Source organism: Mucilaginibacter sp. CAU 1740 (assembly GCF_039839285.1).
Taxonomy (GTDB): domain Bacteria; phylum Bacteroidota; class Bacteroidia; order Sphingobacteriales; family Sphingobacteriaceae; genus Mucilaginibacter.
Genome location: NZ_JBDOQS010000010.1, coordinates 211,823 through 226,150 on the forward strand (window position 1 = coordinate 211,823; position 14,328 = coordinate 226,150).

At 41.7% G+C, this 14,328-nt stretch carries 9 protein-coding genes; 5 read left to right on the plus strand and 4 right to left on the minus strand.

What is annotated here, in order from left to right:
* Positions 1 to 6 precede the first annotated feature (6 nt).
* From AAFN85_RS21405 to AAFN85_RS21415, 3 genes are all read right to left on the minus strand, one after another.
* A complete protein-coding gene (locus AAFN85_RS21405; protein ID WP_347529671.1) occupies positions 7 to 651 on the minus strand; it encodes a DUF4412 domain-containing protein in 645 nt (214 codons plus the stop codon).
* Between the two features lie 80 nt (positions 652 to 731).
* Positions 732 to 2,834: a ComEC/Rec2 family competence protein gene (locus AAFN85_RS21410; RefSeq protein WP_347529672.1), complete on the minus strand. Its 2,103-nt coding sequence runs from the start codon at positions 2,832 to 2,834 to the stop codon at positions 732 to 734.
* Positions 2,835 to 2,937: 103 nt separating this feature from the next.
* Complete coding sequence (locus AAFN85_RS21415; RefSeq protein ID WP_347529674.1) at positions 2,938 to 3,273, minus strand: MerR family transcriptional regulator; 336 nt, start codon at positions 3,271 to 3,273, stop codon at positions 2,938 to 2,940.
* 221 nt (positions 3,274 to 3,494) lie between these two features.
* Between AAFN85_RS21415 and AAFN85_RS21420 the strand changes: the two genes are divergently transcribed.
* The 3 genes from AAFN85_RS21420 to alaS all read left to right on the plus strand — a co-directional run bounded on the left by AAFN85_RS21420 (position 3,495) and on the right by alaS (position 10,674).
* On the plus strand, positions 3,495 to 5,375 hold the full coding sequence (locus AAFN85_RS21420; RefSeq protein ID WP_347529675.1) for a transglutaminase domain-containing protein: 1,881 nt from the start codon (positions 3,495 to 3,497) through the stop codon (positions 5,373 to 5,375).
* Positions 5,372 to 7,609 carry a DUF3857 domain-containing protein gene (locus AAFN85_RS21425; protein WP_347529677.1) on the plus strand — a complete coding sequence of 746 codons (2,238 nt, stop codon included), beginning with the start codon at positions 5,372 to 5,374 and terminating at the stop codon, positions 7,607 to 7,609. The genes AAFN85_RS21420 and AAFN85_RS21425 overlap by 4 nt, the downstream gene beginning before the upstream one ends.
* Before the next feature lie 377 nt (positions 7,610 to 7,986).
* Positions 7,987 to 10,674 (plus strand): alanine--tRNA ligase, encoded by a 2,688-nt coding sequence (gene alaS / locus AAFN85_RS21430; protein WP_347529679.1) that lies wholly within the window; start codon positions 7,987 to 7,989, stop codon positions 10,672 to 10,674.
* 172 nt (positions 10,675 to 10,846) lie between these two features.
* On the opposite strand, the gene AAFN85_RS21435 is transcribed toward alaS, so the two are convergent.
* Positions 10,847 to 11,359, minus strand: a complete 513-nt coding sequence (locus AAFN85_RS21435; protein ID WP_347529680.1) for a hypothetical protein — start codon at positions 11,357 to 11,359, stop codon at positions 10,847 to 10,849.
* 292 nt (positions 11,360 to 11,651) lie between these two features.
* On the opposite strand from AAFN85_RS21435, the gene gatB reads away from it, so the two are divergent.
* Entirely contained in the window at positions 11,652 to 13,121 is a 1,470-nt protein-coding gene (gatB, locus tag AAFN85_RS21440) for an Asp-tRNA(Asn)/Glu-tRNA(Gln) amidotransferase subunit GatB (protein WP_347529681.1), read from the plus strand.
* Positions 13,122 to 14,267, plus strand: coding sequence for a TlpA disulfide reductase family protein (locus tag AAFN85_RS21445; protein WP_347529682.1), 1,146 nt, complete (start codon positions 13,122 to 13,124; stop codon positions 14,265 to 14,267). It abuts the gene before it with no gap.
* The last annotated feature ends 61 nt before the right edge of the window (positions 14,268 to 14,328 follow it).

Below are 14,328 nucleotides of genomic sequence, written 5' to 3' on the forward strand. Positions count from 1 at the left end.
TTAAGCTTATCTGCCGCCGCTCATTGCTTTAAGGTCATCCAGGGTGATCTTATCATAATCAGCCGGGATGCCAAATGTACCGGCAGGGTTTTTTTGCTCGGTTATGTTTCTAACAGTAACCTCGGTAGTTTGGCCTTGCGAAAAAGAAGTGTACTGAATAGGGAAGCCACCTGCGCTACGGTAATATTTAGCAATGCCTGTTACCGGTAAAGTAACATCATTGGTTACCCAAACATCATAGGTTTTGCTGGTTTTGCTATCTGTAGCAACTACTTTTTTGCAATTGAAGCCCGAAATTACCTTGGTTTCGGTGCTTGGCGCAAAAGTTAAAGTTGGCAGCGATGCAAGGGCTTGATCAAGCTCATCAGGAGTAGCGATAGCTGCTTTTTTAATAGATGCTACAGGTACATCAACCAGTATTGCTAATGATTTGCCTTCGGCATCAGTAAGGATCTTAATTGTTGCGGGGCCGGTAGTAAATTGCATTGCTGCCGAATCTGCCCTGAAATAACTTTTTGCTTCAACCTGTTGTCCCTGCATTGCGGTCGACACCGTGATAACACCTTCTTTGTAAGCTTTTTGAGCGCTGGCGCTAATTGCTGTTGCAGTAAGAATAAGGCCTAAGGCAACGTTAAAAATTTTAATGTTCATGTTTTTCGTTTGATTTAATACCAAATTAACTTTTATTAATTAAAAGACAAATTTAAAGGTACGTAGTTTAATGTGTTTTGTTAATTAGATGTAACTATGTAACAATTGTTACGCTTTAAAATTACATAATTGGCATGTTTTGCAGCTGCTTCATTAGCAATGCGTTGCACGGTTGCGGGTGTATTGCTGGCATCGATAATGATAGTATGATATTCGTAATTTTTATCAACATAATCAAGCGTAATTTTAGGATTTTGTGTGAGGTACAGGTAGTTAGCCTTTGTTTTATACAAAGCGGCGGTATCCGGAAGGCTTTTATCGATAAATGCCACAGTTTGATCATTAAACCTGATCAAATTTTTATTTTTATGCAGATATGCCAAACTGATGTCCTGATCCGCGTTATATACCTCCACATGGCTTACTTTGCAGCTATCCAGGTAGGGTTGAACCGAATATTTATAATTCCTGTCGGTATCTTTCAGGTTGCTAATTACTACGGCCTTGTCACCATTTTTAAATACTATAGCCATGTTTTTGCGCAGGTTTAAAAACGCGATAGAATGCGTGGTATAAGTACGATATCTTTTTATGCTGATACTTACAGCCAGTAACAATGTACAGCCTAAGGTTAGTCTTAACAGCCAGATTTTCTTACTGTATAAAAAGTAAAATGCAGTAATAATGATGGCATAAAGCAAAAAATATTCGGTAGTAGTTAGCCATATTTTGTTGATGCTTGCAAAAGGCGCGTGCTCAATCCATCCTAAAACGTAATTCATGATGAGGATAGTTTTTTCGAGAATGAAAGCCAACGCTGATGATAAATAAGGCACCCAGGAAAATGCCAAAAAAGCCAATCCGCTCATCATAATAATGGCCGAAGGGATGATTATGAACAAATTGCTGAACAAAAAATAAACAGGGAACTGGTGGAAGTAAAAAGCGCTGAGCGGAAAGGTGATAAACTGGGCAGCTATTGATACCGAACAGTATTGCCACAACTTATCAGCCCATTTGCCTTTAATGCTGAGCCATTTATACACAACGGGTTGTAGTATAATAAGCCCGGCTACAGCGAGATAACTCAATTGGAAGCCGACATCGGTAATGTATAAGGGATTGTAAAGCAGTAACACAAAAGCTGATATAGCCAGGATATTCAGATTATTAACGTAACGGCTATAAGTTTTACCAACAATAACCATACTGATCATGGCCGCCGCCCTGCACACCGCCGGCGAGAAGCCGCTTAGCATAGCGTAGTACCATATAAAAGGAATAATGATACAGGCCCGGATAAGCCTGCCGTATTTAAACCTGTTTAAAAATTGTAATAGGAAAGCGAGGATAACCCAAACTAAAGCCACATGGGCACCCGATACCGATAGCACGTGGATGGTACCTGTTTTAGAGTAAGCCTGTAGTAGATCATCGCTCAGTTCGGCTTTGTAACCTAATATCAGTGTGGAGGCTACTGCAATGGCGTTGGGATCATGAAGTTGCTGCTTAAATTTAGCAATCATTTGCTGCCTTAGCTTTAAAGCATCGGCTATAAATGCATTTCCTGTATTAGTATTTATGCGCCGGTACTGGCCCGGATATAAAAACTCCTGGTAATAAATATTTTGGTGGGCAAGGTATCGTTTGTAATTAAACTCGGCGGGATTAAAAGGTGGATCGATAGGGGTAAAGCGGCCCGGTAACAGTAATTCATCGCCATAGTTGAGGTTTAGGGCGCTGCTGTCTTTAATAGCAATTAGCAAAGTTCCTGTAGTGGCAAGGCTTTGATGAGCGCTATCGGTAGCTAAAACCGTGGCTGTGAAACGTACGATACCATTTTTTAACTGTGGTTCGCTGTTTATATGTACCAGCAACCGTTGCGCCGGGTGTTTTGAAAAATGTTGCGGGTTGTTCAGCTCGTTATTGTTGATGGCCGCTATCCATCCGGCTGTCAACAATAATATATGAACGATTGCACCGCCTATCCAGCGTTTTTTATAAACGTTGAGCGGCTTGTAAAAGAAGTTGAGCAACAGAAATATGGCAAATAAGCCAGTAAATCCCCAGCCCACGTAGCATAAATAAGTATTTGCGGGATAGTTGACACCAATAGCTATCCCCACTAAAAATGGAAGCAATAAAATTACAACCGGGATCTCGCCTTTATGCTTAGCGATCATATCCAGTTATAAATTTATTTGGAGGTAACATAACAGGCAAAGGTTATTTGCGCCGAAAATAAAGATATATTTTAAACAACGTGCGGGAAAATTTTAGCTAAGCTTACATCTGATCACGTACCTCTAACAAAAACCTTTTAAGGTTTTCGAGCGAATCGATAACGCGCTGGTTATCTTTGGTATCGCCCATGTTGTTTTTGAGGTGATCTTTAGCGCCGTTAAGGGTATAGCCTTTATCGCGGATGAGGTGGAAAATGATCTTGAAATTCTCAATATCCTCGGGAGTGAAATACCTGTTACCTTTTTTATTTTTTTTAGGCTGAAGTACATCAAATTCCTTTTCGTAAAAACGGATAAGCGATTGATTAACATCAAACATGGCCGATACCTCGCCCATGGTGTAGTACATCTTGCTTATTTCACGTTCTTTATAAGGCATAATACAAATGTATTATATTGATTTCGGATTTGGGAATTTCGATTTCGGATTTTTGATCAATACCTTATCTGTGCAAGTTAATCGTAATCATCACAATCAACATTATAAACGCGGATAAGTTTGAAATGGTGTGCCGCGAATGTTTTTAGATGGTTTAAGGAAAGAAAATCTTTTTCAATGCAGTTAAAAAAATAGTAATATATTTATTGCCTAATAACCTTATGACGATTAAACTATTGATAACATACAGCTTATGTATGTTTGGGGTAACCAGTGCCGGGGCTGCTGAAGCCGATTCGGCAGTAACCATAACCTCCTTAAAAAACGAATACCGCTTTAACTGGAATAGTAAAAGCAACCGGGTAGAAGTTAAGGAAAAGCTTAACAACACCTACATCAGCAATGGCTTCCAGGTAAGCTACACAGTAAGCGAGTTTTATAACGATAACATCGTTATTGATGATGTCAGTTGTAAAATAGACGGGCACTCCGTCCGCAATTTTAAGCCCAAATACACCTATTACGGCAGCGATGATATTTTTTATTCGGACGAGCGCGTATGCTATTTCCCGCTCGAACTGCCTAAAAAAGGCAGCATCGGCAACGTAACCTTCGAGGAAACTCTCGCAGATCCGCGCTATTTCACCAGCATTTATTTTGCCGATGCCGAGCAGGTACAGCAGGGGCAGGTAACCATCGAAATTCCACGTTGGATGAAGGTGGATATCAAAGAGTATAACTTTAACGGTTTTAACGTTAAAAAGAACACCGTGTACGATAAGGGGGATGATGCCGATGTTATAACTTATACCTTCAGCAATATCCCGGGAATGAAAAAAGAGGCCCATAGTCCGGGTCCAACTTATATCTATCCGCATTTGCTGATTATGTGTAAATCAGCAAATGCAGGTGGCAAGCAATTTACCTATTTCAATACCCTTGCCGATCAATACGCCTGGTACTGTGAACTGGTAAAAGATGTTGCAGGCGATAAAGCTACCATCAGTGCCAAAAGCAAAGAACTCACAGCCGGTTTAACTAATGATATTGACAAAATAAAAGCCATTTTTTATTATGTGCAGGATAATATCAGGTACATAGCCTTTGAAGATGGTATGGCCGGCTTTAAGCCTGAAAAAGCCGATGAGGTACTGCGCAAAAAATATGGCGATTGTAAGGGTATGGCCAATTTAACCAAAGCCTTACTTACTGCTGCCGGTTATGATGCCCGACTGTGCTGGCTGGGTACCAAACACATTGCCTATGATTACCAAACCCCATCAATGGCGGTTGATAACCATATGATATGCGGCCTCAATTACAAAGGCAAAACCTATTACCTTGATGCTACTGAAACCTATCTGGGCTTTAACGAATATGCCGAACGCATTCAGGGCCGACAGGTTTTAATGGAAGATGGCGATAAATACATCCTTGGTAAAGTACCAACCGCCTTACCTGCACAAAACTTAAGCAGCGAAATTAGCAAGCTGAGCGTTAACGGTGCTGTCTTAATTGGCAAAGTAAACAACACCTGGAAAGGGGAGGATAAAGAAGACGTACTAGCCGGAATAAACAGCGTAAAGCACGAAAACGTAGATGAAGCAACCAAACGCTATCTCGCCGCGGGCAGTGCCGATTATAACATTAAAAACCTTGTTGTAAGCAGCACCACAAACCCCGATAAAGATTTAACCGCCACTTACGATGTTGAACGTAAAAGCGGCATCTCGGCATTTGGTAAGGAGTATTATATTGATCTGGATAACCGTAAGGATTTTGCAGAAGCAGCTATTACTATCGATAAGCGTAAAAATGATTACTGGTTTTCGGGCAAAGCGCATATCGTTACCGAAAACGAGCTTACACTACCTCCAAACTATAAAGCTTCCAGCATCCCGGCCGAACTGAACATTTCAAAGCCGGGCTATGAGTTTCACATCACTTATGTAAACTCGCCTGGGAAAATTACGTATAAAAAAACGTTGCTTATCAAAAATACCCTGTTAACCAAAGCAAATTTTGCCGCCTGGAACCAGGATATTGAAGCCTTAAACAAAGCATACAACGAAAACTTAGTTATAAAACCTGTATCACAATGATCAAACCTTTACGTTTAGTAATTTTCTTTTTATTAACCAGTGGTGCGGCAGCGGCGCAAAATAACCAAACTTACGCCGAAAAAGCGGCCGCCCTGCAAAAGGAGATCTGGGGAACCAAGGTTCCTGAATTTTCCGCCACTACTGTTCCTGCTAATTTAAGTAATGAAAGTGCTGTGGTATTTGCCCGGTCGTACAGTTTGCAGCGTTCGCTAAGCAGTAAGTTTAAATTTATGATCATTACGGCAACCTCGGCAAAGCGCTCCAATAAACTAACCACCTTTCACGAGCGTGTTAAGATCAATGATAAATCGGCACTGGAAGATTTCTCTACCATATCGTACCAAAAAAAGCTTGATGAAAGTGTGAGGATAATGGGGGCTAAGTTTGTTGCCACTCATGAAACTTACATAGGTGCTAAAATTATCAAGCCAAACGGCAAAGAGGTTATTGTAAATACCAGCGAAGAGGTTTTGATAAAAAACGAGAAAAAAGATCAGCAAAGCAAGCTGGCAGTGCCCGATTTGCAGGTGGGAGATATATTGGATTATTACGTAAGCAATACTGATATAAGCGAAAAATCAATGGATGATACTTTTGCCGATAACGATATGGTATTTGTATTGGCCGGAGAGTATCCCATTTTACATTACAGTCTTGATTTTCAGTATAGTAAAAAGGATATGGTTAAGGCTATCTGTGCTAATGGCGCCCCCAACTTTGAAACCAGTACTAACGATGCTGGCGATCAGATATACAGCTTGAAACTGAAAAATATTACCAAATACGAAAGCCAGCTTTGGACATCTAAATTCCGTCAGTTTCCTTACATTGAGATCAGCAACGCGCCGCAAACCAGTGGCTTTACCAAATTTGTAACCGGCGGCAAATGGGGCGAAAGTGGGGCTGAACGTCTTGAGTCCAATAAAACGCTATTTGAGAAAAGTTTTAATGAGCGTGAAAACCTGTTTTTCGGTCTTATTGAAGACGATTTGAAGGAATACTTTGATGGTAAAAAGAACATGAAAGCCGCGCCCTTAGATAGCCTGATGAAAGTGCTTTATAACATTAAACGCGGGAACGTTTTTCGGCGTTATGGGAGTGAAGATCTTGGAAAGATAGATGAGTTTAATTATAGGCGCATGGTGAGCAAATATAACACCATCGTTATGAGCCTGGCGTTGAGCAAAATGAAAATTGATCACGAGGTGTTGCTGGTAAGTTCGCGTAATACCAGCTCACTCGAAAACGCTTTTAATTATGACGATTTTGACGCAGGTATTCGTATTGTTAATGGCAACAAGCCGTTGTACATGTTTTTTGATGACGTTACCACCCATTTTAACGAAATACCGGATCGTTTTCAGGGAGAAAAAACTATTGTATTAACACCTAAACGCGAAAGTAGTACAAGGTACTCTTTCACCGAAGCTACGGCTACATTGCCAGTTGCTCCGGCCGGTGCGAATAATATAACCGAAGATTTGAAGGTATCACTGGTACCCAATACCCAGAAACTAAAGGTACAGCGCATGGTTAAACAAACCGGTGCTTTAAGGCATGAGGACCAGCGCAGTATGATCCCGGCTATTGATGTTGATAATGACCTGATGGTATTAACAAAAGGAGAGAGTTTAGATAAAAAGATCGGAGATTTTCACGGGGCAAAAAAGCTGCGTGAAGATTTTCACACTGCTTTTGCTGAAGATGCCTCAAAATCTGTTAAAAAGTTTACCGCCGAAATTAAAGGTCAGTTTGATCAGGAACCAACCCAGGTAGCCGATTGTAAAATTATCAACAACGGGTTGGATGATAGCAGCCCGGTATTTCAATACTCATCATCATTTGTGTTGGATAACCTGGTTAAAAAGGCGGGCAATAACTTTATTATTGATGCCGGTAAGCTAACAGGCTCGTTCTACAAGCTGGAGGATAAAGAAAGGAAACGTACACTGGATGTGTACATGCCTTGCGCCCGCAGCTTTAATTACACCGTCAGCATTACTATTCCGCAGGGATATACTGCTAAAGGAGTGGAAGAATTTGCCGTTAAAAAAGCCAATAAAACAGGCACGTTTACCTCATCGGCAGCGGTAAATGGCAGCGTTTTAACCATTTCGATAAATCGCGCCTACAATAATAACTTTGAAAAAGCAGCTGATTGGCCATTGGTATCAGAAATTATTGATGCAGCATCAAATTTTAATACTCAGAAAATATTGTTGGAGAAGAAATAAGATAACTTTCATACAAACAAAAAAGTCCGGAGTGTTAACTCCTGACTTTTTTGTTTAAAAGCTGTTTGGGCAAATTACTGTTTTAGCGGTATGATTTCGAGCACCTCTTGTGCATTTGAGATGGGAAACCCCAGAGGGGTTTAAGCTTTGTAGTAAATAGATTGAGATAAAGCAATACCCCCAGAGGGGTTAAACTATTCTTGAGGTCAAATTAGCCAAGCATCCTCGGGTATTATGTTGTAGTAAACCAAATCTAAGAACTATCCTATGCGTGTCTTTATTGAAAATTGGGAATAATTGGGAATTATTGTAAAGAAAAACTTCGCAAAAATTCTCATTTTTGCACTCCACTATATAGTGACATAAAGACACCATTCATGACTGCTACCGAAATACGACAGGCTTTTCTTGATTTTTTTGTTTCAAAGGGACACACCATTGTTCCTTCGGCACCTATTGTAATTAAAAACGATCCAACCCTGATGTTCACCAACGCGGGGATGAACCAGTTTAAAAATATATTTTTAGGCGAGGCGGCACCTAAAGCCCCCCGCGTTGCGGATACCCAACGTTGTTTACGTGTGTCTGGCAAGCATAATGATTTGGAAGAGGTAGGTATCGATACCTATCACCATACCATGTTCGAGATGCTGGGCAACTGGAGCTTTGGCGACTACTTTAAAAAAGAAGCCATTGCCTGGAGCTGGGAATTGCTTACCGAAGTGTATAAACTCCCTAAAGACTGCCTGTACGTTACCTACTTTGAAGGTGACGAAAAGGAAGGCCTTGAAGCCGACAACGAAACTTACCAACTGTGGAAACAGTATGTAGATGAGGCGCACATTCTCCGCGGAAACAAAAAAGACAATTTTTGGGAAATGGGCGAAACAGGCCCATGTGGCCCATGTTCAGAAATTCACTTCGATAGCCGCCCGGATAACGAACGCGCAGAAGTAAGCGGAGCTACCTTAGTTAATGCAGATCACGACCAGGTTATCGAGATCTGGAATAACGTATTTATGCAGTTTAACAGGCTTAAGGATACTTCACTGCAATCATTGCCTGCCAAACACGTAGATACCGGTATGGGCTTTGAGCGCTTGGTACGCGTACTGCAAGGCAAAACATCAAACTACGATACCGATGTTTTCCAACCGATGATCCAATTCATTGCTGAAAAATCGGGCAAAAAATACAACAGTGCAGCCAAACCCGGCGATGCCGATTGGAACGATGCTGTAGCTATGCGTGTAATGGCCGATCATATTCGTGCTATCAGCTTCGCTATATCAGACGGACAATTGCCATCTAATAACAAAGCAGGCTACGTGATCCGCAGGATCTTACGTAGGGCTGTGCGTTATTCATATCAATATTTGGGCTTTAAAGAACCTTTCCTTAATCAATTGGTTCCTTTACTGGCTGATCAGTTTAAAGGTGTGTTTGATGAGTTGTATTCTCAGAAGGATTTTGTGCAGAAGGTTGTTTTGGAAGAGGAAGTTTCCTTCTTAAGAACATTGGCTACAGGAATAATAAGATTTGAAAAATATCTGAATGGAACACTAAAAGGTGACGTAAGGGGCACTGATATTTTGAAAACCTATGATTTTCGAAATAATGAAGTTCAAGGGGATTTTGCATTTGAATTACAAGATACCTATGGCTTTCCAATTGATTTAACGGAATTAATGGCTCGTGAAAAAGGATATACTGTAGATATTAAGGCTTATGAAGTTGAACTTCAGCAACAAAAAGAACGTTCACGTGCTGCTACTGCCATCGATACCGGCGACTGGATCATCCTAAAAGACGACGAATCAGTAGAGTTCACCGGTTACGACGAAACCGAAACCATAGCCCATATTGTAAAATACCGCCGGGTAACTGCTAAAGGCAAAGAGCAATACCAACTGGTATTGGATAAAACACCTTTCTATGCCGAAAGCGGTGGCCAGGTAGGGGATAAGGGCGAACTGGTTTTCCCGGATGGTGAGATCATTGAAGTTACCGATACCAAAAAAGAGAACGGACTTATAGTTCATTTCACCGATAAACTGCCGCAGGATATTGACGATGCCTTAACAGCCATTGTTGATCCCGCTTTGCGCAGCCAAACCAATAGCAACCACTCGGCCACGCACTTGTTGCATGCTGCCATGAAACAGGTGTTGGGCACGCACGTAAACCAAAAAGGTTCGTTAGTGAATGCCGATTACTTGAGGTTCGATTTTTCGCACTTCGCTAAAGTTACCGATGAGGAACTGGCACAGATCGAAGCCATCGTAAACCAAAAAGTACGCGAAAATATCCCACTTAAAGAAGAACGCAGCGTATTATACGCTGAAGCCATTACCAGCGGCGTAACCGCTCTGTTCGGCGAAAAATATGGTGAGTACGTTCGTGTAATTACTTTTGATGATAATTTCAGCAAAGAGCTTTGCGGCGGTACGCACGTAAAAGCAACCGGACAAATTGGTTTCTTCAAGATCGTTGCCGAAAGCGCTGTAGCTGCAGGTGTGCGCCGTATTGAAGCCATTACCGGTGTTGCTGCCGAAAAATATATCGTTACACAAAACGCATTGGTTAACCAGTTGAAAGAGCTGCTTAAAAATCCAAAAGATCTTTCAAAAAGTATCGAAAGCTTGCTGGACGAAAACGCCAAACTGAAAAAAGAGATCGAAAAATCGATCCTCGAAAAATCATCAGGTTTAAAAACAGAACTGGCTCAAAAAGCTGAGGCTGTAGGCGATATCAATTTCATTGCCCAAAAAGTAGCCTTGCCCAATGCTGATGCCGTTAAAAACCTGGCTTACCAGTTAAAAGATATCGTAAGCAACCTGTTCCTGGTATTGGTTGCAGATTTTGAAGGCAAACCAAGCATCACCGTAATGATTGCCGAAAACCTGGTGAAGGAAAAAGGTCTGCATGCGGGTAACATCGTTAAAGAGCTTGCTAAAGAAGTTAAAGGCGGAGGAGGCGGTCAGCCGTTTTATGCTACTGCCGGCGGTAGTGATGTTAGAGGATTGGATAATGTACTGGTGAAGGCGAGGAGTTTTGTTGGGTAGATTAATCATAAACGAATATGTCATGGGTAGCGCAGCGTGGCAACCGCACGGAATCATTGCCGCTCTGCATGGCACGTGATTGCTTCGTTCCTCGCAATAACATGAGGATATAATAAACAAGGCCACCCAACTAGGTGGCCTTGTTTATTATATATAAATTACTATTGAATGATTAATGGTGATGCCCCTTATGGCGGCCATTATCATGTCCATGTTTTACAACTACTGTTCTGTTTACTACCCGGGTATGCGGACGGTTTACTACCCTGGTACGGTTCACTACTCTTGTGCGGTTAATAACGCGGGTGTGATAATTGTCGCGCACAATTACATTTGGAGTACCGCGATAGTGGGCGTAAGTGGCACGGTCATGTTCAAAATAAGTGTACGGGCGTGGACGGTCAACCGCTACTTTGTAGCCTGTAGCAATATTATAGCTGGAGTAGCGTGGAGGCAAAGCAGCCCTTCTAACCCACGTGCCGCCATCTAAATACACATATTGATGAGTTGGTACATAGTAATAGCTTTCTACATCGGGCAAATAATAGTAGTTAACGCTTGAATATTCGGCAGGAGGGTTCCATGCACCAATGTGCACATTTAAACTTACCTGGGCGTTTGATTTGGTAACGGAAGCAGCGAGTATAAAAAATCCGGCAAGCATTCCTAAAATTAACTTTTTCATAGTACGTGTATCTGTCTAAAATATGCGGCACTTAAGTCAACATCTGTGCCGTTTAAGAAGATAGACCTGTAACGATCATGATGGTTTAATTTAGATCCCAGACATACGTATTTCACCTAATCTCTAACAACCAACCTCCGATCACCAACACCATTCTCTATAATCCCCACCTCATAACTATATTATTGCACTTTTAGCGTTGTTTTTAAAAGCAAAATGATGCCGATACTGTATTAATCTTTATATATTTGACTTTTATAGCTCAGTAAAACATAGCTGAATTTTTATTTTTATGACAGTTCTCGCAGACGGGGTAGCTGAAAAGTACGAATTGGTAATAGGCCTTGAAGTACATGCCCAACTATCCACATTAAGTAAGGTATTCTCGGCAGATTCTGCTGCTTTTGGTGCCGAACCTAACCGCCATGTTAGCATGGTATCGCTGGGGCATCCCGGCACTTTGCCTTTTATTAATAAAAAAGCGGTTGAGTATGCCGTGAAAATGGGCCTGGCCTGTAATTGCACTATCAACCTCAATAATAGCTTCGCCCGTAAAAATTATTTCTACGCCGATTTGCCTAAAGGTTACCAGATCAGTCAGGATCAGGCACCTATCTGTTTGCAAGGCTACGTGCCTGTAAAACTGGCCGACGGTACCGAGAAAAATATCGCCCTGCACCACATCCACATGGAAGAGGATGCCGGCAAAAGTATGCACGATCAGCACCATGCCGATTCATTGATCGATCTGAACCGTGCAGGTGTACCCTTGGTTGAAATCGTATCAGAACCGGATATGCGCAGCCCCGAAGAGGCAGGCCAGTTCCTTACCGAAATGCGTAAGCTACTTCGTTACCTTGATATTTGCGATGGCAATATGGAAGAAGGCAGCATGCGCTGCGATGCCAATATTTCGGTTAGGCTTAAAGGTGCTACAGCTTACGGTAACCGCTGTGAAGTAAAAAACCTCAACTCCATCCGTAATGTGCAGCGCGCTATTGAGCATGAATTTATCCGCCAGGTAAACGTTATTGAAGCAGGCGGCCATATCGACCAGAATACCCTCAACTTTAATGCTGATACGGGTGAAACCTCGGTTTTACGTTCGAAAGAAATGGCTAACGATTACCGCTATTTCCCCGAGCCGGATCTGCCGCCATTGAAACTGAGCCAGGAGTATGTAGAGAACATTCGTAAGTCACTTCCGGCTTTGCCTGCGCAGCTGGTTGAAAAATATACGCAAACGCTTGGCCTTTCGGCTTATGATGCCTCGGTAATTACTGCCGATAGGGATACCGCTTTTTATTTTGAAGAACTGATAAAGCATACCAATCATTACAAGGCTGCAGCCAACTGGATGATGGGGGCTGTACGCTCGTACTTAAATGATCATAGCCAAAGCATTGGTAACTTTGCTGTTACCCCTGCTAACCTTGCCGCCCTCATCAAACTAATTGACACCGGGGTGATAAATAATTCTGTAGCTTCGCACAAGTTATTCCCTGCCATGATCAACCAGCCGGGTAAAAAACCGGATGATCTGGCTAAAGAACTTAACCTGCTCATCAGTGCTGATGGCGATGATGTAAGTCGTTTTATTAAAGACGCTATCGCCAAATTCCCTGATAAAGTTAAGGAATACCAAAAGGGGAAGAAAGGCGTTTTAGGCCTGTTTATGGGCGAGATCATGAAAAGCTCGAAAGGTAAGATCGACCCACAGAAAACTAACCAGCTGTTGATAAAAGAATTAGAAGCTAAATAAATGAAAGTTAATCATGTTGCCGCCGGGGCGTTGTTGTTGTTAAGCGCGGGCCTGTACTCTTGTAAAAATAATTCGCAATTCAGTGTATCAGGCACTATCAAAAATCCGGGTAAACTTAAAGGGGTTTATTTGATCGAGGCCGATAGCTCGGGCCTTAAAGTGATCGATTCAACATCGTTAGGGGAGGAAGGCAAGTTTGAGTTTAAGCATGTTGCGCTTTACCCTAACCTGTTTAAACTAAAGGTTGGTAACACCGGGTCGCAGGGAAATGAAATGCAGGGCGAAAACCTGTACGATTTCATAGCGAAAAACGGCGACGATATTGAATTTACTACAGATAATAACGATCCGAAACACGATTACACTATTAAAGGATCTGACGATTCGGATAAGATCAAAGAATTTAACCGTATCAGTAATACCTACGGCGATAAAAACGCCAAACTGTTTGCCGAGTATCAGGAAAAAGCCCATGGCGAGCGTAACGATTCGTTGCTGAAAATATACATGCCTGTATTTTTGAAAAACGTTAACGATGGCGCGCAGGCTGTATTGAAATTTGTAAACGATAACAAAAAATCGTTAGCCGGTTTTTATGCTGCTACCACGCTCGATCCTACAAAATACGAATCGCAGCTAATTCAGTTTGCAGATGAGATCAGGGGCGAGTTTAAGGATAACCCTACCGTGCAAAAGTTCATAGCGCAGATGGATAAGGTAAAACCTATATCTATCGGCCATAAAGCACCTGAGTTTACCATTGCAGGTATTGATGGTAAACCTATTAAACTGGCCGATTATAAAGGTAAATACGTGATGCTTGATTTTTGGGCGTCATGGTGCCAGCCTTGCCGTATGGAAAATCCTAATGTGGTAAAGCAATACAATACCTTTAAAGGCAAAGGCTTTAATATTTTAGGTATTTCGCTTGATAAAGGCAAACCCGAGTGGCAAAAAGCTATAAACGATGATAAATTGACATGGGCGCATGGCTCAGATCTGAACGGGTTTGAAGGCGCTACCGAGGCACTTTATCATATCGAAGCTATTCCTTCAAACTTTATTATCGATCCGCAGGGAAACATTGTTGCAAAAAATATCACAGGAGCTGATCTTGAAGCTTTTTTAAATAAAACATTTAAATAGCCTCAAATTAGGGTTAACATAAGGTAATGTTTAACAATTTGTTAATATTGACTTAACTATT